The sequence below is a fragment of the Mycobacterium sp. GA-0227b genome (genome assembly GCF_001499855.1).
Lineage (GTDB): Bacteria > Actinomycetota > Actinomycetes > Mycobacteriales > Mycobacteriaceae > Mycobacterium.
This window is the reverse complement of record NZ_LQIK01000012.1, coordinates 147,709-169,567: the sequence shown is the minus strand read 5'-3', so window position 1 is coordinate 169,567 and position 21,859 is coordinate 147,709. Positions and strand designations below refer to the sequence as shown.

General features: G+C 68.9%; 23 protein-coding genes. 13 read left to right on the top strand and 10 right to left on the bottom strand.

Annotation, left to right across the window (positions count from 1 at the left end):
- Positions 1–34: 34 nt before the first annotated feature.
- On the top strand, positions 35–613 hold the full coding sequence (locus tag AU185_RS11220) for an HhH-GPD-type base excision DNA repair protein (protein ID WP_059097902.1): 579 nt from the start codon (positions 35–37) through the stop codon (positions 611–613).
- Between the two features lie 25 nt (positions 614–638).
- Here the strand turns inward: AU185_RS11220 and AU185_RS11215 are convergent, their stop codons facing one another.
- Positions 639–1,028 (bottom strand): recombinase family protein, encoded by a 390-nt coding sequence (locus tag AU185_RS11215; RefSeq protein WP_156425482.1) that lies wholly within the window; start codon positions 1,026–1,028, stop codon positions 639–641.
- A 102-nt stretch (positions 1,029–1,130) separates the two neighbouring features.
- Positions 1,131–1,790: a nitroreductase family protein gene (locus AU185_RS11210; protein ID WP_059097901.1), complete on the bottom strand. Its 660-nt coding sequence runs from the start codon at positions 1,788–1,790 to the stop codon at positions 1,131–1,133.
- Between the two features lie 47 nt (positions 1,791–1,837).
- On the opposite strand from AU185_RS11210, the gene AU185_RS24660 reads away from it, so the two are divergent.
- Entirely contained in the window at positions 1,838–1,984 is a 147-nt protein-coding gene (locus tag AU185_RS24660) for a DUF1059 domain-containing protein (protein ID WP_067221678.1), read from the top strand.
- A gap of 97 nt (positions 1,985–2,081) precedes the next feature.
- Here the strand turns inward: AU185_RS24660 and AU185_RS11205 are convergent, their stop codons facing one another.
- Together AU185_RS11205 and AU185_RS11200 are read right to left on the bottom strand one after the other, a co-directional pair.
- Positions 2,082–3,089, bottom strand: a complete 1,008-nt coding sequence (locus AU185_RS11205) for an Rv1157c family protein (RefSeq protein ID WP_059098397.1) — start codon at positions 3,087–3,089, stop codon at positions 2,082–2,084.
- A gap of 65 nt (positions 3,090–3,154) precedes the next feature.
- A complete protein-coding gene (locus tag AU185_RS11200) occupies positions 3,155–3,709 on the bottom strand; it encodes a hypothetical protein (RefSeq protein ID WP_059097900.1) in 555 nt (184 codons plus the stop codon).
- A 139-nt stretch (positions 3,710–3,848) separates the two neighbouring features.
- Here AU185_RS11200 and AU185_RS11195 point away from each other — a divergent pair, with 139 nt between their 5' ends.
- Complete coding sequence (locus AU185_RS11195) at positions 3,849–5,051, top strand: mannosyltransferase (protein WP_082683842.1); 1,203 nt, start codon at positions 3,849–3,851, stop codon at positions 5,049–5,051.
- Here AU185_RS11195 and AU185_RS11190 read toward each other — a convergent pair.
- Positions 5,029–5,313, bottom strand: coding sequence for a 4a-hydroxytetrahydrobiopterin dehydratase (locus AU185_RS11190; RefSeq protein ID WP_059097898.1), 285 nt, complete (start codon positions 5,311–5,313; stop codon positions 5,029–5,031). The genes AU185_RS11195 and AU185_RS11190 overlap by 23 nt on opposite strands.
- Positions 5,314–5,340: 27 nt before the next feature.
- Here AU185_RS11190 and AU185_RS11185 point away from each other — a divergent pair, with 27 nt between their 5' ends.
- The gene (locus AU185_RS11185; RefSeq protein WP_286131918.1) at positions 5,341–5,742 is read left to right on the top strand and encodes a (deoxy)nucleoside triphosphate pyrophosphohydrolase; all 402 of its coding nucleotides are present in this window, start codon (positions 5,341–5,343) and stop codon (positions 5,740–5,742) included.
- Positions 5,743–5,813: 71 nt separating this feature from the next.
- Here the strand turns inward: AU185_RS11185 and AU185_RS25100 are convergent, their stop codons facing one another.
- On the bottom strand, positions 5,814–5,981 hold the full coding sequence (locus tag AU185_RS25100; RefSeq protein WP_156425481.1) for a hypothetical protein: 168 nt from the start codon (positions 5,979–5,981) through the stop codon (positions 5,814–5,816).
- A 55-nt stretch (positions 5,982–6,036) separates the two neighbouring features.
- On the opposite strand from AU185_RS25100, the gene typA reads away from it, so the two are divergent.
- The 5 genes from typA (at position 6,037) to AU185_RS11160 (ending at position 13,996) form a co-directional block, all read left to right on the top strand.
- Positions 6,037–7,938: a translational GTPase TypA gene (typA, locus tag AU185_RS11180; RefSeq protein ID WP_059097897.1), complete on the top strand. Its 1,902-nt coding sequence runs from the start codon at positions 6,037–6,039 to the stop codon at positions 7,936–7,938.
- Positions 7,939–8,030: 92 nt separating this feature from the next.
- Positions 8,031–9,845: an ABC transporter family substrate-binding protein gene (locus tag AU185_RS11175; protein ID WP_059098395.1), complete on the top strand. Its 1,815-nt coding sequence runs from the start codon at positions 8,031–8,033 to the stop codon at positions 9,843–9,845.
- Positions 9,846–9,887: 42 nt separating this feature from the next.
- Positions 9,888–10,784: an N-acetyl-1-D-myo-inositol-2-amino-2-deoxy-alpha-D-glucopyranoside deacetylase gene (gene mshB / locus AU185_RS11170; RefSeq protein ID WP_059097896.1), complete on the top strand. Its 897-nt coding sequence runs from the start codon at positions 9,888–9,890 to the stop codon at positions 10,782–10,784.
- Positions 10,785–10,899: 115 nt separating this feature from the next.
- Entirely contained in the window at positions 10,900–11,340 is a 441-nt protein-coding gene (locus tag AU185_RS11165; protein ID WP_502687762.1) for a hypothetical protein, read from the top strand.
- 76 nt (positions 11,341–11,416) lie between these two features.
- On the top strand, positions 11,417–13,996 hold the full coding sequence (locus tag AU185_RS11160) for a bifunctional FO biosynthesis protein CofGH (RefSeq protein ID WP_059097895.1): 2,580 nt from the start codon (positions 11,417–11,419) through the stop codon (positions 13,994–13,996).
- 99 nt (positions 13,997–14,095) lie between these two features.
- On the opposite strand, the gene AU185_RS11155 is transcribed toward AU185_RS11160, so the two are convergent.
- A complete protein-coding gene (locus AU185_RS11155) occupies positions 14,096–14,707 on the bottom strand; it encodes a DUF1353 domain-containing protein (RefSeq protein ID WP_059097894.1) in 612 nt (203 codons plus the stop codon).
- Positions 14,708–14,983: 276 nt separating this feature from the next.
- Here AU185_RS11155 and fdxA point away from each other — a divergent pair, with 276 nt between their 5' ends.
- Together fdxA and dapC are read left to right on the top strand one after the other, a co-directional pair.
- Positions 14,984–15,307, top strand: coding sequence for a ferredoxin (gene fdxA, locus AU185_RS11150; protein ID WP_059097893.1), 324 nt, complete (start codon positions 14,984–14,986; stop codon positions 15,305–15,307).
- Positions 15,307–16,425 carry a succinyldiaminopimelate transaminase gene (gene dapC, locus AU185_RS11145; protein ID WP_082683841.1) on the top strand — a complete coding sequence of 373 codons (1,119 nt, stop codon included), beginning with the start codon at positions 15,307–15,309 and terminating at the stop codon, positions 16,423–16,425. Before fdxA ends, dapC begins: the two co-directional genes overlap by 1 nt.
- 40 nt (positions 16,426–16,465) lie before the next feature.
- Here dapC and AU185_RS11140 read toward each other — a convergent pair whose 3' ends face one another.
- Complete coding sequence (locus tag AU185_RS11140; protein WP_059097891.1) at positions 16,466–18,088, bottom strand: PucR family transcriptional regulator; 1,623 nt, start codon at positions 18,086–18,088, stop codon at positions 16,466–16,468.
- A 102-nt stretch (positions 18,089–18,190) separates the two neighbouring features.
- Between AU185_RS11140 and pruA the strand changes: the two genes are divergently transcribed.
- Positions 18,191–19,825 (top strand): L-glutamate gamma-semialdehyde dehydrogenase, encoded by a 1,635-nt coding sequence (pruA, locus tag AU185_RS11135; RefSeq protein WP_059156973.1) that lies wholly within the window; start codon positions 18,191–18,193, stop codon positions 19,823–19,825.
- The gene (locus AU185_RS11130; protein ID WP_059097889.1) at positions 19,826–20,803 is read left to right on the top strand and encodes a proline dehydrogenase family protein; all 978 of its coding nucleotides are present in this window, start codon (positions 19,826–19,828) and stop codon (positions 20,801–20,803) included. It abuts the gene before it with no gap.
- Here the strand turns inward: AU185_RS11130 and AU185_RS11125 are convergent.
- Positions 20,800–21,303, bottom strand: coding sequence for an Rv2253 family sensor-like surface protein (locus AU185_RS11125; RefSeq protein WP_059097888.1), 504 nt, complete (start codon positions 21,301–21,303; stop codon positions 20,800–20,802). The genes AU185_RS11130 and AU185_RS11125 overlap by 4 nt on opposite strands.
- Positions 21,304–21,371: 68 nt before the next feature.
- Positions 21,372–21,770: a YybH family protein gene (locus AU185_RS11120; protein ID WP_059097887.1), complete on the bottom strand. Its 399-nt coding sequence runs from the start codon at positions 21,768–21,770 to the stop codon at positions 21,372–21,374.
- Positions 21,771–21,859 lie beyond the last annotated feature (89 nt).

Sequence of the window (21,859 nt, the reverse complement as noted above, 5' to 3'; positions counted from 1 at the left end):
ACTGTAAGCCCAACATCGGATCTAGACTGGCCGAGTGGCGAAACTGCAGCTAGTTCAAGACCCTGAGGCCGACGCGCTGTTGGAATCCAATCCGTTCGCGCTGTTGGTGGGCATGCTTCTCGATCAGCAGTATCCGATGGAGGCGGCGTTCGCCGGGCCGAAGAAGATCGCCGACCGGATCGGCGGCGTCGACGCCCGTGAGATCGCCGAGTACGACCCCGACAAGTTCGCCTCGTTGTGTTCGAAAACCCCTGCCATACATCGCTTTCCGGGTTCGATGGCCAAGCGCGTCCAGGCGTTGGCGCAGTTGATTGTCGACCGCTACGACGGTGATGCGGCGGCGTTGTGGACGGCCGGTGATCCGGACGGTGCGGAGGTGCTGCGCCGACTCAAGGCGCTGCCCGGGTTCGGCGAGCAGAAGGCGAAGATCTTCCTGGCATTGCTGGGCAAGCAGTACGGGGTGACGCCGCAAGGTTGGCGCGAGGCCGCCGGGAACTACGGCGAAGCGGGTTCTTTCCTGTCGGTGGCCGACGTGGTGGACGCCGGGTCGCTGGAGAAGGTGCGGTCGTACAAGAAGCAGGCCAAGGCAGCCGCGAAGGCGGCCAAGGCCTGAGCGAATTCAGCCGGAGCGAAAGCCGCTAAGGGCTAGATACCGCGGAGTCGTCGCAGTCCAGGCGGGCCAGCGTCTTGATGACCCCGGCGACGACGCGTCCGGTCGTGGTTCCGGTGTCGAGGCCCTCCTTGAGGGTGCGTAGCCGAAGGCCGCGGTCGCACAGTTCAGCGACGGTGCGGGTGACGTCGGCGCCGGTGCGGCCGAGCCGGTCGAGCGCGACGACGACGATGGTGTCGCCCGAGCGCGCATAGCTCAGCATCGCGTGCAGTCCCGCGCCGATGCGGTCGGCGGAGTCCGTCAGCCGGTCGGTGAAGACGCGCCGGGGATCGACGCCTGCAGCGTTGAGCGCCGCGAGCTGACCGTCGAGGCCCTGCTCGGCGGTGCTTGCTGTGGCGTAGCCCAGCATGCAGGTCACCTATTCAAGGTCGCACGACATCCGCGGGGCCGAAACAGACACCACGACATCGAGTCTCGTTGCCGACCGAACTGTTACCGGACGTCAACATGCATCGGGGCGTCAGCTGCCGAGCGGGGCGCCGTCGAAGCGTTCCTTGGTGGCGATCTCGGCGACGGGTCGCCGGGTCAGCTTGGTCAGTTGGCGGACCGGTTTGCCGAGCGGCAGCAGCGCGGCGATCGCGTAGTTGTCGGGGATGCCGAGCAGTTCCCGGACGCGTGGCTCTTCGGCGACCGCGGCCGTGGTGAGCACACCGCCGTAGCCCTCGTTTCGGACGGCCAGCAGGATGTTCCAGACGAACGGGTAGACCGAGGCGCCAGCGATCAGGCCGACCCGGTCGAGGTGCTGGTCGAACGCTGCCACGACACCGAGGTCGACGCAGACCACCAGCACCGCCTCGGCCGTTCGCAGCGGCGACTGGTCCGGCACGTTCACCGCCTCGATCGTCTGCGCGTCAACCCCGCACGGCTGCAGCGGATTCCACGGGCTCTCACCGTTGCGCAGTTGCGCGATGTAGCGCTTGGTGCCGGGTATCGCGCATTCGATCAGGGCCTCGCGGGTCTGCCGATCGCGGACCACGACGACCCGGTTGCCCTGACGGTTGCCGCCGCTGGGCGCGAAGCGGGCGTTGTCGAGAATGCGCTCGATGACGTCGTCGGGTAGCGGGTCGCCGTTGTATTCGCGCACCGCCGCGGTCGTGCGCATGACGCTGTAGAGGTCCATGGCTATATCTTGGGCCTGTCGGTGGCGACGTGTGCGAAGGTGAGGATATGAAGACGCACCTGAACTGCCCCTGTGGCGAAGCGATCGTCGGTAAGGACGAGGAGGACCTGGTCGAGAAGGCGCAGGCGCACCTCTCCGAGGCGCATCCCGGTCGCGAGTACGACCGGGACGCAATCCTCTTCATGGCCTACTGATTTCCGCTTCACAACTCCGCGCGAGCGACCGCGTTTGTACATTGCGCGGCGGCGTGTCGCCGTGCAAACACGGCCGCTCGCGGAGGTGAAGTGTGCGCTAAGGAACGACCGTCGAGCCGATGGTCGGCATGAACTGACACTGCTTTTCGGTGGTCGTGACCTGTCCGAAGATCGTCGAGATGATGCTGCCCGATCCGGTGTCGGCGATCGCGGTCAAGGTGGTCGGTCCCTGCGGGTTGATGTCCGACCGCGGCTTGAGCGTGGCGCTGCCTGACTTGCCGGTGGTCAGGTTGACCCAGGTGACGTTGAGCGGCAGCTTCTGCTCGGCCGCGGGGCCCGGCGTGCCGACCGCGGTGAACACATAGGCGGTCTGGCCGGGGCCGGGTCCCGGTGTCGGGATCTTCGCAGGACCCGCCACCGAGATCGCGGTGGCGAGCACATTTCCGCCGTCAGCGAGACAGCCGTTGCTGATCGACGGGTACATGAAGTCCTGCGTCGGTGGTGCGTCCGGTCCGAACGCCGGACCGGGGGCGGCCTCGGGTGCGGGCGCAGGCGCAGGCGCGGGTGCTGGCGCGGCTTGCGGCGCAGGGGCCGGAGCGGCCAGGGGTGCGGGCGCCGGCGCTGGTGCCGGCGCTGGGGCAGGGGCGGGTGCCGGCGCGGGCGCAGGGGCCGGTGCCGGCGGGACGACCGCTTCCGGTGCCGGGGCCGGCAGTGCTTCCGGCGCGGGTCCCACGGCATGCCTCGGGTCGACGCCCGCAGGCAGGTGCGCCTGTGCGCCCGGCACGGCGCCGGGCGCCGGATTGTGGGCGACGAACTGGTTGACCGCCGTCGCGACATTGCGCGAGTCGGCAGGTGCGACGGCGTCACCGGCGAACACCGCGGCCGCAGCCATCAGCGTCGACGCCGCATTCGTCGGATCGGCGGCGGCCTGCTGGATCGCCGGGCTGATGCCCTGCACCGCGGTCAGGCCCGGCGCTTGCAGGCTGTCGATCGGCGGCGGGGGCGGAGGTTCCGCGCCGGCCACACCGGTCACGCCGCTGATGAGCAGCGTGGCCGATGAGCCGATCGCGATGGCGACGGTGGCGAACATCCTTCGAGCTGACATGGCTCCCTCGGTTCGGGTTGTGGTGGTCGTGTCGGCCAGTTGGTAGTCCGGCGTCGCCGCGGTGATCACGGAAGGGCGGACAGCGGCATCAGCAGCGGCGCCATACCTGCGCTGGGTGCTGCCGACGCCGCAGGTGCGACGGCCGCGGGTGCGACGGCGGCGGCCGGGGCGCTCGGCGTGGCGGCGGTCGCCGCGGCAGGCAGCAGGCCCGCCAACGGCGAGTTCTGCGGCATCAGCGAAGCGAGGCCGGTCGGCAGGTTCGACAGCAGATTGCCCGCCGGATTGGCCGCCGTCGTCGCGGGCGCTGCGGGTGCCGGCGTACCGGCCAACGCTGCCGGTGGCTGCGGCAGCGTGACCGACGCTGTCGCCGACGGAGGTGTCGCGGCCGGGGCGGCCGGCGCTTGGGCGCTGCCGAGCAGCGACGTGACACCCTGCATCAGCTGCGATGCGGCGGCCGGGTTCGACGCCAACTGCTGGATCAGGGGCAGGCCGGGCACACTCGGCGCGGGGGCCGGGGCGGCAGGCTGTGCGGACGCGGTGGCGCTCAGCGCCAGCGCGGCCGAGATCGCTCCCGCGGCGGCGATCATCGTGGTGGCGAACAGTTTTCCGGTGCTGTGCATGGTTCTCCCAATCAGTTGTTTCGGCACGCCTGCGGCCGAAGCTACGGAGTTACTGGTGTTACTCAAGTGACACGTGTGGCGGTGACTCAACCGTTACTCAAGCGAAGGGTTTCGGTGACCGGCCGATAGAGTCGGGCGGATAGACACCTCGACGAGCGCCGATCCGTCACCGCCGCGCACGCCCGCCCGACTGGCCGTTGCGGCGCCGGTGCTGCTGGTTGTCAGCATCGCCGCGCGACTGGCGTGGACCTACCTGGTGCCCAACGGCGCGAACTTCGTCGACCTGCATGTCTACGTCGGCGGTGCCGGTGCGCTGGACCACCCCGGCGCGCTCTATGACTACGTCTACGCCGACCAGACGCCGGACTTTCCGCTGCCGTTCACCTATCCGCCGTTCGCGGCGGTGGTGTTCTATCCGCTGCACCTGCTGCCGTTCGAATTCGTCGCGTTCCTATGGCAACTCGGCATCATCGCCGCGCTGTACGGCGTCGTGTGGATCAGTCAGCGGCTGCTGGGCGCCGGCGATCGGCGCCTGGCGATGCTGTGGACGGCGGTCGGCATCTGGATCGAACCGATGCGCAGCACCTTCGACTACGGCCAGATCAACGTGTTGCTGGCGCTGGCCGTCCTCGGTGCGGTGTACAGCACACGCTGGTGGCTGTCCGGATTGTTGATCGGGCTGGCGGCCGGGGTGAAGCTGACGCCGGCGATCTCCGGGTTGTATCTCGTCGGGGCGCGGCGATGGGGTGCGGCGGCGTTCTCGGCGCTCGTTTTCTTTGCCACGGTGGGTGTTTCGGTGCTGGTGGTCGGTGACGAGACCCGGTATTACTTCACCGAACTGCTGGGTGACGCCGATCGTGTCGGCCCGATCGGCACGTCGTTCAACCAGTCGTGGCGGGGCGGAGTGTCGCGAATCCTCGGGTACGACGCCGGTTACGGGCCTGCCGTGCTGTGCGGCATCGCACTGACCGCCGTGTTGGCCGTGCTGGCGTGGCGCGCGATCGGCGGGGCGTCGGATCGGCTGGGCGCGATCGTGGTGGTGCAGTTGTTCGGCCTGTTGCTGTCACCAATCTCGTGGACACACCACTGGGTGTGGCTGATTCCGTTGATGATGTGGTTGTTGCACGGGCCGCTGCGCCGCCGGTTGGGCGCGCGGGCGTTGGGCTGGGGTTGGCTCGCGCTGACCCTGATCGGGCTGCCGTGGCTGCTGAGTTTCGCGCAGCCGACTATCTGGGAGATCTCCAGACCGTGGTATCTGGCGTGGGCGGGGCTGATCTATATCGTCGCCACGCTGGCGACGTTGGGCTGGATCGGACTGGCTACTGGTCGACGATCGCGTTGATGTCGCGGGCCATCTCGACGTCCTTATCCGTGATACCGCCCGCAGAATGCGTGACCAACGCGAAAGTCACTGTCCGCCAGCGAATGTCGATATCGGGATGGTGGTCTTTGGCCTCCGCGTGCTCGCCCACCCGGCGCACCGCGTCGATACCGTCGAGGAATGCGGGAAATTTGATCGAGCGCCGCAGGGCGCCCTCGGCGCGCTCCCAGCCGGGCAGGTCGGGCAGTGCGGCGTCCACTTGTTCGTCGGTCAACACAGCCATGGATTCGACCGTATACCGTCGGCCGCAGTGTTGACCCCGAAGCCGAACCAGATCGTCGTCGCCGGTGCCCTCATTTCGGGCCCGCAGCTGCTCGTCGCCCAGCGCGACCGGCCGCCCGAGCTGGCCGGCCTGTGGGAGTTGCCCGGCGGCAAGGTGGCGGCCGGTGAGACGGACGAAGCCGCGCTGGCCCGCGAACTGCACGAGGAACTCGGCGTCGTCGTGCGCGTCGGCGCGCGCCTCGGCGGAGACGTCGCGCTCAACCCGACCACCGTGCTGCGCGCTTACCTCGTCACCCAGGCCGGCGGGACCCTGCACCCCAACGACCATCGCGCCCTGCGCTGGATCGGCGTCTGTGACCTCGACGACCTTGCCTGGGTACCCGCCGACCGGACGTGGCTGGCCGAACTCAAGCAGGCGCTCGCGCACTAACTCATGCATCGAGACTGCGCACAGGTCGCATGTCGCGCAGAATTCGCGATCTGTACGCAGTCTCGGCGTCTTCAAGCTCGCCGCGCCCGCTTGTGCACCTTCGCCAGATGCTTGCCCCGGATGCCGTTTCGCTCAGCCTTGCGCACCTGGTGTACGACGACCGGACAGCGCTTGCACCGCGGCTTGCTTCGGCAGCACTTCTTCTTCGGCTTGAGGTCGGCGAGCTTGCTGGGCTTCAAGTGACGGGAATCTCTCGTTTTCGTGATTGGCCGACCGCACTGGGATAATTCGGAAGTGAATTCGCAGCCTGACTTTAGAAACGTCGCCATCGTGGCACACGTCGACCACGGGAAGACGACCCTGGTCGACGCCATGCTGCGGCAGTCCGGCGCCCTGACCCACCGTGGTGACGACGCCACCGAGCGCATCATGGACTCCGGTGACCTCGAGCGGGAAAAAGGCATCACGATCCTGGCCAAGAACACCGCGGTGCACCGTCACCACACCGACGGCAGCGTGACGATCATCAACGTCATCGACACGCCCGGACACGCCGATTTCGGCGGTGAGGTCGAGCGCGGCCTGTCGATGGTCGACGGCGTGCTGCTGCTGGTCGACGCGTCCGAGGGCCCGCTGCCGCAGACCCGGTTCGTGCTGCGCAAAGCCCTGGCCGCGCACCTGCCGGTCATCCTCGTCGTCAACAAGACCGACCGCCCGGACGCGCGGATCGGCGAGGTGGTCTCCGACAGTCACGACCTGTTGCTCGACGTCGCCTCCGATCTCGACGAGGACGCGCAGAAGGCCGCCGAGGAGGCACTCGGGTTGCCGACGCTGTACGCGTCGGGGCGGGCCGGGATCGCCAGCACCACGCAGCCCGCCAACGGCGAGAACCCCGACGGCACCAACCTCGATCCGCTGTTCGACGTCCTGATGCAGCACATCCCGCCGCCCAGCGGCGATCCGGAAGCCCCGCTGCAGGCGCTGGTCACCAACCTCGACGCGTCGGCGTTCCTGGGTCGTCTGGCGCTGGTCCGCATCTACAACGGCAAGCTGCGCAAGGGTCAGCAGGTGGCCTGGATGCGCGAGGTGGACAGCGTGCCCGTCGTCACAAACGCGAAGATCACCGAACTGCTGGCCACCGTCGGCGTCGAACGCAATCCCACCGACGTGGCCACGGCCGGAGACATCGTCGCGGTGGCCGGCCTTCCCGAGATCATGATCGGCGACACCCTCGCCGACCCCGACCACGCGCACGCGCTGCCGCGCATCACGGTCGACGAGCCGGCGATCTCGGTGACGATCGGCACCAACACCTCGCCGCTGGCGGGCAAGGTGTCGGGCCACAAGCTCACCGCGCGGATGGTGCGCAACCGGCTGGACCAGGAGCTGGTCGGCAACGTGTCGATCAAGGTGGTCGACATCGGCCGGCCGGACGCCTGGGAGGTCCAGGGCCGTGGCGAGTTGGCGCTCGCCGTCCTCGTCGAGCAGATGCGTCGCGAAGGCTTCGAGCTGACCGTCGGCAAGCCGCAGGTGGTCACCCGCACCATCGACGGCAAGCTGCACGAGCCGTTCGAGGCGATGACCATCGACTGCCCCGAGGAGTTCGTCGGCGCCATCACCCAGCTGATGGCCGCGCGCAAGGGCCGCATGGAGGACATGGCCAACCATGCCGCGGGGTGGGTGCGGATGGACTTCATCGTGCCCAGCCGCGGGCTGATCGGTTTCCGCACCGACTTTTTGACGCTGACGCGGGGCACCGGCATCGCCAACGCGGTGTTCGACGGCTACCGGCCGTGGGCCGGTGAGATCCGCGCCCGGCACAGCGGGTCGCTGGTGTCCGACCGCAGCGGCAGCATCACACCGTTCGCGATGATCCAGCTTGCCGACCGCGGCCAGTTCTTCGTCGAACCCGGGCAGGACACCTATGAGGGACAGGTCGTCGGCATCAATCCGCGCGCCGAGGATCTCGACGTCAACGTCACGCGGGAGAAGAAGCTCACCAACATGCGCAGCTCGACGGCAGACGTCATCGAGACGCTGGCCCGTCCGCTGGAACTGACCCTCGAACAAGCGATGGAGTTCTGCGCCGAGGACGAATGCGTGGAGGTGACCCCCGAGGTCGTCCGCGTCCGCAAGGTCGAGCTGAACGCCAGCTTGCGTGCGCGTGCCAAGGCGCGGGCGAAAGCCCGGGGCTGAGTTTGAATGTCGCCCGGCCGAGCGGCGCCGGCGCTGCCGATACCCTGAACACCGTGTCGGGACCCCTACGCATCATCGTTGCACTTTCGGCGATGGTGACACTGGTAGCTGCCTGCACCGTCAGCCCGCCGCCCGCGCCGCAGAGCACCGACACCTCGGAGACGACGGCGCCTCCGCCGGTGAAGGCGACGCAGATCATCATGGCGATCGACTGGATCGGCCCAGGCTTCAATCCGCACCTGCTGTCCGACCAGTCGCCGGTCAACGCGGCGATCAGCGCGCTGGTGCTGCCCAGTTCGTTCCGGCCCATTCCCGATCCGAAGACGCCGACCGGGTCGCGTTGGGAGATGGACCCCACGCTGTTGGAGTCCGCGGAGGTGACGAGCGAGGACCCGTTCACGGTCACCTACAAGATCCGGCCCGAGGCGTCGTGGACCGACAATGCGCCGATCGGCGCCGACGACTACTGGTACCTGTGGCAGCAGATGGTCAGCCAGCCCGGCGTCGTCGACCCCGCGGGCTATGACCTGATCACCGGCGTGCAGTCGGTGGAGGGCGGCAAGACCGCGGTCGTGACGTTCTCGCAGCCGTATCCGGCGTGGCGCGAGTTGTTCAACGACATCCTTCCGGCCCACATCGTCAAGGACGTGCCCGGCGGTTTCGCCGCGGGGCTGGCGCGAACCCTGCCCGTCACCGGCGGGCAGTTCCGGGTGGAGAACATCGACCCGCAGCGCGACGAGATCCTGCTGGCCCGCAACGACCGGTACTGGGGTCCACCCGCCAAGCCCGACCTGGTTCTGCTGCGTCGCGGCGGCGACTCCGCGGCGCTGGCCGACTCGATCCGCAACGGCGACACGCAGGTCGCCCAAGTGCACGGCGGAGCGGCCACATTCGCGCAACTGTCCGCGATCCCCGACGTGCGCACCGCGCGGATCGTCACTCCGCGTGTGATGCAGTTGACCCTGCGGGCCCAGCAACCCGCATTGGCGGATTCCCAAGTCCGAAAGGCGATTCTGGGTCTGCTCGACGTCGACCTTCTCGCGTCTGTGGGCGCTGGTGACGACAACACGGTGACCTTGGCGCAGGCGCAGGTGCGGTCGCCGTCGGATCCGGGTTACGTGCCGACCGCCCCGCCGGCCATGGCCAAAGAGGACGCGCTCGGGTTGCTCGCCGACGCCGGTTATGAGCTGGAGCCCGTCGTGACCACCGCGCCCCCCACCCCCGGCGCCCCGCCGCCGGACGGTGACCGCGGGCGGATCGCCAAGGATGGCGTGCCGCTGTCGTTGGTGATCGGGGTGGCGGCCAACGACCCGACCTCGGTTGCCGTCGCGAACACGGCCGCCGACCAACTGCGCAACGTCGGCATCACGGCATCGGTGTCGGCGCTGGACCCCGTGGTGCTCTACGGCGACGCGCTGACCAACAACCGGGTCGACGCGGTGGTCGGGTGGCGGCACGCGGGCGGAGACCTCGCCACCGCGCTCGCGTCGCGCTACGGCTGCCGGGCGCTGGAGGCGACGCCGGTGGCGACGGTGCAACCCGGGGCGACGACGCCGAAGACGCCGACCGCCACCGCGCCGACCGCGCCGAGGCCGACGCCGACCGCCACCACACCGAGTCCGGCGCCCGAACCGGGCGAGCTCGTCCAGGCCCCGAGCAACATCACCGGCATCTGCGACCGCAGCATCCAGCCGAAGATCGACGCCGCGCTGGACGGCTCGGCGGACATCGCCGACGTGATCACCGCCGTCGAACCGCGGCTGTGGAACATGGCGACCGTGTTGCCGATCCTGCAGGACACCACGATCGTGGCGGCCGGCCCCAGCGTCCAGAACGTCAGCCTGTCGGGCGCCGTGCCGGTCGGCATCGTCGGCGACGCAGGCCAATGGGTGAAGACCAAGCCGTAGCACCTGCAGCACAGCGTTATCGGGCCAGGCAAGCTGGTGCGAATGGAACCCAACACGGTTGACCGCGCCACCGGGCGGCTGTTGTTCGTGCACGCCCACCCCGACGACGAGACGCTGACCACGGGCGCCACGATCGCCCACTACGTCGCCCGCGGTGCGCAGGTGCGCGTCGTCACGTGCACGCTCGGCGAGGAGGGCGAGGTGATCGGCCAGCGGTGGGCAGGTCTGGCCGTCGACGCCGCCGACCAACTCGGCGGATACCGCATCGGCGAGTTGACCGCGGCCCTGGGCGCGCTGGGGATCGACGAACCGGAGTTCCTCGGTGGGGCCGGACGCTGGCGCGATTCCGGGATGACGGGCACGCCGCTACGACACCATCAGCGGTTCATCGACGCCGACCCCGACGAGGCGGTCGGCGCGCTGGTGGCGGTCATCCGCGAGCTGCGCCCCCACGTCGTCGTCACCTATGACCCGCAGGGCGGCTACGGCCACCCCGACCACGTCCACAGCCACGAGGTGACGATGGCCGCGGTCAGGGCAGCCGGCGCAACCGACGTTGCCGGTGAACCGTGGCGCGTGCCGAAGGTCTACTGGGCGGTGACGTCGAAGACCGCGATCGCCGAGGGGCTCGCAGCGATCGACGACGCGCCGCCGGAGTGGACGCGGGTGACGGTCGACGAGGTGCCGTTCGGCTATCCCGACGACGCGATCGACGCCATGATCGACGCGCCCGCGCAGTTGAGCGCCAAGGTCGCGGCGATGCGCGCCCACGCCACGCAGATCAGCGTCGCGCCGAACGGCCGCTCCTTCGCGCTGTCGAACAACATCGCGTTACCGGTCGGCGCGGTGGAGCACTACATCCTGGCTGCGGGCACACCCGGGGAACGCGACGACCGCGGCTGGGAAACCGACCTGCTCGCCGGACTGAACCTTCAATAGCGGTGCCGCGGGGAGTAAGCTGCACCGCAGTCAGCGGCGCCACGAAGGGACGGCACATGGATCAGGACCTCGATCCCAACCTGCAGCACTGGCAGGACCGGCTCGACAGCCTTCAGTGGGTGATCGGCTCGCTGACCGGAGTGCTGGACAGCATCCCGACCTGAGCTCGTCTACGTTCGCCACCACGGATCGTCGACGCGTGGCCGTGCTGACGCTGCTGGCCGTCGACGGGGCGCTGTGCGCGGTCGCGGCGGCCTTATTCCTTCCCGTACGCATCGGCTCGGTTCCGTTTCCCATCAGCGCGCTGATCGCCGGCCTTCTCAACGCCGCGTTGGTGTGGGCTGCGCTGCACTGGACCTCTTCGCCGCGGGTGGCGGCGTTGCCGTTGTGGACATGGCTGCTCACGGTGGCCCTGATGACACTGGGCGGGCCGGGAGACGACATCGTGTTCGGCGGGACCGGGGTCATGGAGTACGCGGCGCTGCTACTGATCGTGCTCGGTACCTTGCCGCCGGCGGCGGTGCTGTGGGGGCGCGTGAACCGGGGACTAGGGTGACCCGTATGTCAGGCGAAGCGGATCCCGGATGTGAGTCGCCAGGGATGATTCGCGTCGACGCCGGGGTTACAGGGGAGTGGCCCTGAACCCTCAGCGCGGCGCCGATCTGCCCGACCCGGTGATCCCACCGAAGTCCGATCAACCCAATCCTGCCGCTGTGCGGCGGGTGCTGCGGCGCGCCCGCGACGGGGTGGCGCTCAACGTCGACGAAGCCGCGATCGCGATGACCGCGCGCGGTGACGACCTCGCCGACCTGTGCGCCAGCGCGTCGCGGGTGCGCGACGCGGGTCTCGAGGCCGCGGCGCGGCGCGGAGCGACCGGGCGGCCACCGGTCAGCTACTCGCGCAAGGTGTTCATCCCGGTCACGCATCTGTGCCGCGACACCTGCCACTACTGCACCTTCGTCACGGTGCCGGGCCGCCTGCGCGCGCAGGGCATGGGCTTGTACATGGAGCCCGACGAGATTCTCGACGTGGCCCGTCGCGGCGCCGAACTCGGTTGCAAGGAAGCGTTGTTCACGCTCGGCGACCGCCCCGAGGCGCGGTGGGACGAGGCCCGCCGATGGCTCGACGAGCGTGGCTACGACTCGACGCTGGACTACGTGCGTGCGATGGCGATCCGCGTGCTCGAGGAGACGGGCCTGCTGCCGCACCTGAACCCGGGCGTGATGAGCTGGTCGGAGTTGTCGCGGCTCAAACCGGTCGCGCCATCGATGGGCATGATGCTCGAGACCACGTCGCGGCGGCTGTTCGAGACGAAGGGGCTGGCGCATTACGGCAGCCCCGACAAGGACCCCGAGGTTCGGTTGCGGACGCTGGCCGACGCGGGCCGGCTGTCGATCCCGTTCACCACCGGCCTGCTGGTCGGAATCGGTGAGACGCTTCACGAGCGCGCCGAGACCATCCACGCGATTCGTCGGTCGCACAAGGAGTTCGGGCACGTACAGGAAGTGATCGTGCAGAACTTCCGCGCCAAGGACCACACCGCGATGGCGTCGACCCCCGACGCGGCATTCGAGGACTTCCTGGCGACGGTGGCGGTCACCCGGTTGGTGATGGGGCCCAAGATGCGCATCCAGGCGCCGCCGAACCTGGTGTCACGCACCGAGTGTCTGGCCCTGATCGGCGCCGGCGTCGACGACTGGGGCGGCGTCTCGCCGTTGACTCCCGACCACGTCAACCCGGAGCGGCCGTGGCCGGCGCTCGACGAGTTGGCGACGGTGACCGCCGAAGCGGGATACGACCTGGTGCAGCGGTTGACCGCGCAACCGCAATACGTGCAGGCGGGCGCGGCGTGGATCGATCCGCGGGTGCGGGGCCACGTCGACGCGCTGGCAGACCCCGAGTCCGGGTTCGCGCTGGACGTCAACCCGGCGGGCCGACCGTGGCAGGAACCCGACGAGGCGTCGGAGTCGTTGGGGCGCACTGATCTTCACTCCGCGATCGATGCGACGGGCCGGCTCACCGACACCCGCAGCGACCTCGACAGTGCGTTCGGCGACTGGGAGTCGATCCGCGAGAAGGTCTCCGAACTGGCCGCCCGAGCGCCCGAACGCATCGACACCGACGTGCTGGCGGCGCTGCGCTCGGCCGAGCGGGATCCGGCCGGCCTGTCCGACGACGCGTACCTGGCGTTGGCGTGTGCCGACGGTCCGGCCCTCGACGCCGTTGCCGCGCTGGCGGATTCGCTGCGCCGTGACACCGTCGGTGACGACGTCACGTTCGTCGTCAACCGCAACATCAACTTCACCAACATCTGCTACACGGGCTGCCGGTTCTGCGCGTTCGCGCAACGCAAAGGCGACGCCGACGCCTACTCCCTGTCGGTCGACGAGGTCGCCGACCGTGCCTGGGAAGCGCACGTCGCAGGCGCGACCGAGGTGTGCATGCAGGGCGGCATCGATCCCGAACTGCCCGTCACCGGCTACGCCGATCTGGTGCGCGCGGTGAGGAAACGCGTGCCGTCGATGCACGTGCACGCGTTCTCGCCGATGGAGATCGCCAACGGCGTCACCCGCAGTGGGCTGTCGATTCGAGAGTGGCTGATCTCCTTGCGGGAGGCGGGGTTGGGAAGTATCCCCGGCACCGCCGCCGAGATCCTCGACGACGAGGTGCGGTGGGTGCTGACCAAGGGCAAGTTGCCGACGTCGATGTGGATCGAGGTCGTGACGACCGCGCACGAGGTCGGGCTGCGCTCCAGTTCGACGATGATGTACGGGCACGTCGACCAGCCGCGGCACTGGGTCGGCCACCTGCGGGTGCTACGCGAAATTCAGGACCGCACAGGCGGTTTCACCGAGTTCGTGCCGCTGCCGTTCGTACACCAGAGCTCGCCGCTGTATTTGGCCGGCGGCGCCAGGCCGGGCCCGTCGCACCGCGACAACCGCGCGGTGCATGCGCTCGCGCGAATCATGTTGCACGGCAGGATCGCCAACATCCAGACCAGTTGGGTCAAGCTCGGCGTGGAGCGTACGCAGGTGATGCTCAACGGCGGCGCCAACGACCTCGGCGGCACGCTGATGGAGGAGACGATCTCGCGGATGGCCGGCTCGGAGTTCGGCTCGTACAAGACGGTCGAGGACCTCGTCGCGATCGCCGAAGGCATCGGCCGCCCGGCCCGCCAGCGCTCCACGACGTACGCCCCACTGGCCGCGTAGCTACCTCAGCGCTCCCTTCAGCGCGAGCGACCGCGTTTGTTCCCCGACACGCCGCAATTGGTGTGCAATTCGGGGTCGCTCGCGCCCGTCGAGTGACCGTCAGGTCTTCAACTGCAGCGGTGGTGGCGTCTCGTCGGGCACCACGAGCGCGATGGCCGATTCGAGCAGCCAGAACACCACGGTCGAAACCAGGATCGCCGCCGCGGGTACGACGATGATCGGCGCGGCGACGAGCAGCACGAGAAGCGTCGCGCCGGGAAGGTCCTTCCACCACCCCGCACCACCTTTGCCCTGCAAGATCGCGGACAGCCGCACCGTGGCCCAGATGATCCAGCGACGCAGCAGGCTCACGCCATCGCGTTGCATCTGCAGGCGGAAGCGGTAGTCGGCGGCCCGGCGATCGCACCCCGTGCGCTCGGGGAAGCGCCAGAGGTAGTCGTGAAGCACGGCCGCACGCGCGTAGCGGCCGGCGCGTGGGACGAACCAGGCGACCACGCCGGGCACTGACACCAGGTCGGTCGGAAAGTCGGCGGGGACCTCGAATCGCTCGTTGGGCCCCTCGAACCGGAGGGGTTGCGTGGTTCGCCACTCGTCCCAGGCGCTCTCCCTGAAGAACCTCTTGGCGGCGCGCACGGCGTCGAGTTCGTCGGCGGTCAGTTGGCGGACATGCAGGACAGCGGTCCTGTCGACCGGAGGTGCACAGCGTTCCATCCCGCAGGTATAGCAAGGTCGGAGGCGACAAGGGGCGATGCTGAGCAGTCGACCAGCAGATCCGGGCGAATCCGGGGTGTCTGTTGGGCAGCTGTATGTGCAACGTCTAGTATCAGTAACCACGCGCAACCCCTAAACCGGGTTGCGCGTGAAGTTAGGGCACACTGAGACGACCGTCCAGGTACCGGCGACGGATACTTGCGGCTGAGCTCAGATGCCCTACCCCGTACGGCAGCCCACCGGACAGGAGATCGAGGAGACCTTGAGGAGAACACGGTGACGTACGTCATTGCCGAACCTTGTGTCGACGTCAAAGACAAGGCGTGCATCGAGGAATGCCCAGTCGACTGCATCTACGAGGGCGCCCGCATGCTCTACATCCATCCGGACGAATGCGTGGACTGCGGTGCCTGTGAACCGGTGTGCCCGGTCGAGGCCATCTATTACGAGGACGATGTGCCCGACCAGTGGAGCAGCTACACCCAGATCAACGCCGACTTCTTCGCCGAGCTCGGCTCGCCCGGCGGCGCGTCCAAGGTGGGGCAGACCGACAACGATCCGGAGGCGGTCAAGAGCCTGCCGCCGCAAGGTGAGGACTGATAACGGCTCGCGCCGGGCTTCGTAAGCGCGTCTCGGCGGCGCTGCCGGCTTTCCCCTGGGACACGCTGGCCGACGTCACCGCGCTGGCCCGGGCACACCCCGACGGCATCGTCGATCTGTCGGTCGGCACACCGGTGGACGAGGTAGCTCCGGTCGTCCGGCAGGCACTGGCCGCGGCCGGTTCCTCGCCCGGCTACCCGACCACCGCGGGCACCCCAGCGCTGCGGGCCGCGGCGGTCAATGCGCTGGCGCGGCGCTACGGTGTCTCGGGCCTGGCTGACGGCGCGGTGCTGCCGGTGATCGGCACCAAGGAGCTCATCGCCTGGTTGCCGACGTTGCTGGGCCTCGGTCCCGACGACGCGGTGGTGGCGCCCGAACTCGCCTATCCGACTTACGAAGTCGGCGCGCGCCTGGCCGGCACGCAGTTCCTGCGCGCCGACTCGCTGACCCAACTAGGCCCGCAGACGCCCGCGCTGGTGTACCTGAACTCGCCGAGCAATCCGACCGGCAAGGTGCTCGGCGCCGACCACTTGCGCAAGGTCGTCGGCTGGGCGCGCGAACGGGGCGTCCTGATCGCCTCCGACGAGTGCTACCTCGGACTCGGCTGGGACACCCAACCGTTGTCGGTCCTGCACCCGTCGATCAGCGGCGGCGACCACACCGGGCTGCTGGCCGTTCATTCGTTGTCGAAGACGTCGTCGCTGGCGGGCTACCGGGCGGGTTTCGTCGCCGGCGATCCGAACGTCGTCGCCGAGCTGCTGGCCGTCCGCAAACACGCGGGCATGATGGTGCCGACGCCGGTACAGGCGGCCATGGTCGCCGCGCTCGACGACGACGAGCACGAGCGCGAACAGCGGGCCCGCTATGCGCGGCGGCGCGACGTCCTGCTACCCGCCCTGCGTTCTGCCGGGCTGAGCGTCGATGACTCCGAGGCGGGGCTGTATCTGTGGGCGACCCGCGGCGAGCCGTGCCGGGACACCGTCGCCTGGCTGGCGCAACGCGGAATCCTGGTCGCACCCGGCGAGTTCTACGGCCCCCGCGGCACCACGCATGTCAGGGTGGCGCTGACAGCGACCGATGAACGGATTTCGGCAGCGGCGCAACGGCTTACGAGCTGACATCCTCTCTACCGAGCAGACGCGAAGTGCCCTGAAACCCTCAATATTTTGAGCGGTTTGCGTCTTCTCGCGCCAACGGTTCCGTCGCGCGCAAGCCGAGCGCGAGCACCAGGCGGTCGTCGGGATCTTCCAGCGAGGTCGACAACAGCTTCTCGATGCGACGGATGCGGTAGCGCACGGTGTTCGGATGCACGTGCAACCGTGCTGCGACCGCGGCGATGTCGCCGAACCCGTCGAGATACGCCCCGAGAGTCTCGGCGAGCATCGGATCCTGCTCGCGCAGTTGACGTACCCGCGGGTCGATCAGGCGCGGCTGCGCGGCCACCCGAGACACGATCTCGTCGAGGAGCACGGTGGTGCGCGCGTCGGCGAGCGAGGTGACGCGTCCGATCGCGCCGGGGTGACGGGCAGCGCTGTCGAGCACCCGGTCCACCTCGGCGCGGGCATTCGCGGCGGCCGCCAAACCCGCGAGCGGGGCGGCGACGACCGCCCGCAGCGAGCGCCCGAGCTCGCGGTCCAGGGTCGACACGACACCGCGCGCCCAGGACATCACCGACGACGGCGCCCCGATCTGGGGCAGCAGCACGTAGACCCGGCCGTTGTCCGACGCGACTTGTGCATCGGCACGAAAAGCGCTGGCGCTCAGCGCGATGACGTCCGGCGGCGCCGGACACTGCGCATCTGCGAAGCCCACAAGTGCGGCACGGCTGTCGGTCGCGATGCCCAGTTCCCGGGCGAGCGTGACTACTTCGACGTCGTCGCCGGAAAGCCCGAGCAGCTCTCGCACCTGCCGGGTGTGGGTGGACGGAGACGCCGACAGTCTGGACATGATCCGGGCCGCCAGCACCGCACCGCCTCGCAGCACGTCGTCGACGTCGTCGGCCAAGGGTGCCGAACCCTGTTGCAGCCAAATGGTTCCCGCGTACCGCGACCCTCGCGGCACGATTGCGTCGGGCACGTGGACGCCGACCGCCAGCCGCGGTCGCAACCCCAACTCCGGTCGCTCGGCGACGCGCACGACGTCGGTGCTCGAACGCAGGGCGTCGAAGATGCCCCACTGGCCGATCCAGGCGAGGTGCTCGGGCGGGCCGGCGCGGCCGAGGATGGTCAACCGGCGCAATTCGTCGGCCTCGTCGTTGGACGCGGAATAGGCGAGCACATGGGAGTCCTCGTCTTCGATGCTGATCATGCCGCGGGTTCGGTCGGCGATGGACTGGGCCAGACCGAACAGGTCGGTGCCCGGGTCATGGTGCGGGTCGCCGCGATCGCCGTGGTGGTCGAACGCGTGGTTCACCAAGCGGTACAAGGACTCCCAGCGAGCCCGCGGTTCGACGGCCACCACCGCGGCGCCCAGCGCGACCGCCCGTTCGACAACGGTGGCAGACGGTTCCTTGACGAAGATCGCCGCGGGCGCTCGGCCGGTGCCGGTGAACTGCCGCTCGAGCCAGCGCTCTGCGTCCGCATCGGAGACGCCGAGCAGGAAGAACAGGTCCGCCGAACCGGGACCGACGGCCAGTCCCAACCGGACGTCATCGGCGTCGACGAGCGCGACCGATCCGACCGGCATGTCCAGCCCGCGCGGCGCATCGATCAGCGTCACCATGGTGCGGTCCAGCGCCAACAGCAGCTGGCCGAGGCCGAGGCCGGTGGTTCGCGGGTCCATTGGGTCCACTGCACGCCCCTTTGTGTGATCCGACTATAGCCCGGCAACGGTCTTGTCGGATCGACCATCGGCAGGGCGGCCGCATCCGAGCATCATTTCGGCATGGATGCCATCATCGACGTGCCCCTTCCGGCCAACGAGCCGGTACGCGACTATGCGCCTGGTTCGGGTGAGCGCACCCGTCTTCTCGAAGCTCTGAGCTCCGTCGCGACGGAGCCGGTGGACCTGCCGCACGTCATCGGCGGGCGCCGCCGAATGGGTGACGGTGACCGTGTCGACGTGGTGCAGCCGCACCGCCACTCCGACCCGTCCGGGCGGCTGGGCACCCTCACCAACGCCACGCACGCCGACGCCGTCGCCGCCATCGACGCCGCGATGGCCGCGAAAGCGGACTGGGAGGCCACCCCGTTCGACGACCGCGCAGCCGTCTTCCTGCGCGCAGCCGAGCTGCTCGCCGGACCGTGGCGCGAGACGATCTGCGCCGCCACGATGCTCGGCCAGTCCAAGTCGGCGTATCAGGCCGAGATCGATGCGGCGTGCGAACTGATCGACTTCTGGCGGTTCAACGTCGCCTTCGCGCGCGGAATCCTTGCCCAGCAACCGATCAGCGTGCGCGGCGTCCGCAACCGGACCGACTATCGACCGCTGGACGGATTCGTCTATGCGATCACCCCGTTCAACTTCACCGCTATCGCGGGCAACCTCCCGACGGCGCCCGCGCTGATGGGCAACACGGTGGTGTGGAAGCCCTCGCCCACCCAGACGTTCGCCGCCTACCTGACGATGCAGTTGCTCGAGGCCGCGGGTCTGCCGCCAGGGGTGATCAACCTGCTCACCGGTGATGGGGTGGCGGTTTCCGATGTGGCGCTGGCCGATCCGCGGCTGGCGGGCATCCACTTCACCGGGTCGACGACGACGTTCCAGCACCTGTGGCGGGAGGTCGGCACCAACATCGACCGCTACCACGGCTATCCGCGACTGGTCGGTGAGACCGGCGGCAAAGACTTCGTCATCGCGCATGCCAGCGCACGCCCCGACGTCCTGCGGACCGCGCTGATCCGCGGCGCCTTCGACTATCAGGGGCAGAAGTGCTCGGCGGCGTCGCGGGCGTTCATCCCGCGGACGGTTTGGCAGCAGATGGGCGACGACTTCCTGTCGGCGACCGAAGCGCTGCGCTATGGCGACGTCGCCGACCTGTCGAATTTCGGTGGCGCGCTGATCGACGACCGGGCCTTCGCCAAGAACGTCAAGGCTATTGAGAGGGCGAAGAACGCCCCGGTGACGATCGCCGTTGGCGGCGAATACGACGACAGCGAAGGCTATTTCGTGCGGCCGACCGTCCTGTTGTCCGACGACCCGACCGACGAGGCGTTCTGCACCGAGTACTTCGGGCCGATCCTCGCAGTGCACGTCTATCCGGACGACGACTACGACCGCATCCTCGACGTCGTCGAAACCGGTGTCAGGTACGCGCTGACCGGCGCGGTCATCGCCGATGACCGCGCCGCGGTGCTGCGGGCGCAACGGCGACTTCGCCACGCGGCGGGCAACTTCTACGTCAACGACAAGCCCACCGGAGCGGTCGTCGGGCAACAGCCCTTCGGTGGCTCGCGGGCGTCGGGGACCAACGACAAGGCGGGCTCGGCGCTGAACCTGCTGCGATGGACATCGGCGCGCTCGATCAAGGAGACCTTCGTGCCGCCCACCGATCACAACTATCCCCACATGGGGGTCTGAATGCGCGTGTTCGAGCGGGTGGTGCGCCCGGCGATCATGGCCGCCGGTCGGCGCGAAGGTCTGCGCAGAGCCGCCGAGCGGCTGCCCATGACACGCGACGTCGTGCACCGGTTCGTACCGGGTGAAACGGTGCCCGAGGTGCTCGACTCCGTTGCGCGCCTGCGTGACTCGAACCGTCTTGTCTCGATCGACCACCTCGGTGAGGACGTCACTGACGTCGACGCGGCGACCGCGAACGTCGACGCGTATCTCCGGCTGCTCGACGGCCTCGCGCGGCGTGGGGAAGCGCGGGCCGAGAGGCGGACCGGGGTGCCGCCGCTCGAGGTGTCGGTGAAACTGTCGGCGCTCGGGCAGGCGCTGGCCCGCGACGGGGACAAGATCGCGCTGGAGAACGCCCATACCATCTGCGAGCGGGCACAACGAGCGGGCGTATGGGTGACGGTGGACGCCGAAGACCACACCACCACCGACTCGACACTGGCGATCGTGCGCGATCTGCGCACAGAGTTCGGTTGGCTGGGAACGGCTCTGCAGGCCTATCTGAAACGCACCCACGCCGACTGTGAGGCGTTCGCCGCGTCCGGCGCGCGGATTCGCCTGTGCAAGGGCGCATACGACGAGCCGGCGTCAGTGGCCTACCGCGACCGCCACGACGTCACCGACTCCTACCTGCGCTGCCTGCGGATACTGATGGCGGGCGACGGCTACCCGATGGTCGCCTCCCACGACCCCGCTGTCATCGCAGCGGTGCCCGCGCTGGTGCGTGAGAACAACCGCGGCCGTGACGATTTCGAATACCAGATGCTGTACGGCATTCGCGACGCCGAGCAGCGCAGGCTCGCCGACGCGGGAGACCATGTGCGGGTGTACGTGCCGTTCGGCACTCAGTGGTACGGCTACTTCGTGCGCAGGCTCGCCGAACGTCCCGCCAACTTGGTGTTCTTCCTGCGGGCGCTGGCCGAACGCGGGACGAACTAGACGGGGCGGGCGGCGACCGGCATCACGACGGTGCCGCGGCACGCTCCGGCCAGAATCTCGGTGCGCCACGTCCCGAACAGTGATCCGTCGATGTCGGGCGCGTAGAACACCTTCGATCGTGCCGGCGCGTACTCGCTGGGCACGCCGTCGCCGCGGAAGCATTCCCACTGCCAGTTGTATGCGTACTGCCACCTTGACCCGTCCCAGGTGTAGCGAACCGGTTGGGGGATGGTTGGGTTACTCGGCGCAGGTCCCTCCACGACGGTGGCCACGCACAGCCCCGTCGAGCAGTCGGTCACCAGGTCGTACTGCGCGGCGAAGTCGGGTTCGGCCTGAGCGGCCGCGATACTGCTGCCCATCTTGTCGGACGCGTAGGTGACGATCTCGTAGCGTCCATTCCATGCCGGGTTCGCTGCGACGGCCAGCGGCAGCACCGAAAAGCTCGCGGCCGCAGCACAAGTCACGCCAAAGACCGCGCTGGTCAGACGGCGGGCAGACATGGCCGAAACGGTAATCGACCAGCCGCCGGAAAGCTCTACGACACGGTTTGCCGACGGCTACGAGACCATCACGGATTCGTATCGGCGAACGAGTGGTGCTCGTGGGTGACGACCCAGCGGCCGTCGCGTTTGCGCAATCCGATGGTCAGCCGCAGCCGGTTCTCGGGGTCGGCCGCCAGCTCGGCGGGCTTGCCGCAGCGCAGCAGTGCCCACGCGAACGCGACGTCGGCGCCCACGGTGAGGTCGAGTTCGACGATCTCGAACACCGCGCCCTGTCGCTGCCATTCGAAGAACGGTGGCCAACAGTCCCGGTACTCGTCGATGCCGCGGACGCCGCGGTGCGGCGGTGGCACGTCGAACATCACGATGTCCGCGTCATGGTCGGCCACAACGGAATCCAAGTCACCGCCGTGCACCGCCGCGGCCCACCGGACGATCAACTCGCGGATGGCCTCTTCGTCACTCACCGGGGCGGGCGCTTCCGAGTCTCGTCGCAGCCCGCGGACGCCACGAGCACGTAGCCGGCCCCGCCGAACAACAGGGGCATCATCGCCAT

Coding starts and splice junctions, on each gene's coding strand:
- AU185_RS24660 (WP_067221678.1), top strand. CDS start 1,838: ATGAAGACGCACCTGAACTGCCCCTGTGGCGAAGCGATCGTCGGTAAG.
- AU185_RS11190 (WP_059097898.1), bottom strand. CDS start 5,313: ATGGCTGTGTTGACCGACGAACAAGTGGACGCCGCACTGCCCGACCTG.
- AU185_RS11200 (WP_059097900.1), bottom strand. CDS start 3,709: ATGCACAGCACCGGAAAACTGTTCGCCACCACGATGATCGCCGCCGCG.
- pruA (WP_059156973.1), top strand. CDS start 18,191: ATGGATGCCATCATCGACGTGCCCCTTCCGGCCAACGAGCCGGTACGC.
- AU185_RS11155 (WP_059097894.1), bottom strand. CDS start 14,707: ATGGAACGCTGTGCACCTCCGGTCGACAGGACCGCTGTCCTGCATGTC.
- AU185_RS11205 (WP_059098397.1), bottom strand. CDS start 3,089: ATGTCAGCTCGAAGGATGTTCGCCACCGTCGCCATCGCGATCGGCTCA.
- AU185_RS11175 (WP_059098395.1), top strand. CDS start 8,031: ATGGTGACACTGGTAGCTGCCTGCACCGTCAGCCCGCCGCCCGCGCCG.
- AU185_RS11140 (WP_059097891.1), bottom strand. CDS start 18,088: ATGGACCCGCGAACCACCGGCCTCGGCCTCGGCCAGCTGCTGTTGGCG.
- mshB (WP_059097896.1), top strand. CDS start 9,888: ATGGAACCCAACACGGTTGACCGCGCCACCGGGCGGCTGTTGTTCGTG.
- AU185_RS11125 (WP_059097888.1), bottom strand. CDS start 21,303: ATGTCTGCCCGCCGTCTGACCAGCGCGGTCTTTGGCGTGACTTGTGCT.
- AU185_RS11130 (WP_059097889.1), top strand. CDS start 19,826: ATGCGCGTGTTCGAGCGGGTGGTGCGCCCGGCGATCATGGCCGCCGGT.
- AU185_RS11210 (WP_059097901.1), bottom strand. CDS start 1,790: ATGGACCTCTACAGCGTCATGCGCACGACCGCGGCGGTGCGCGAATAC.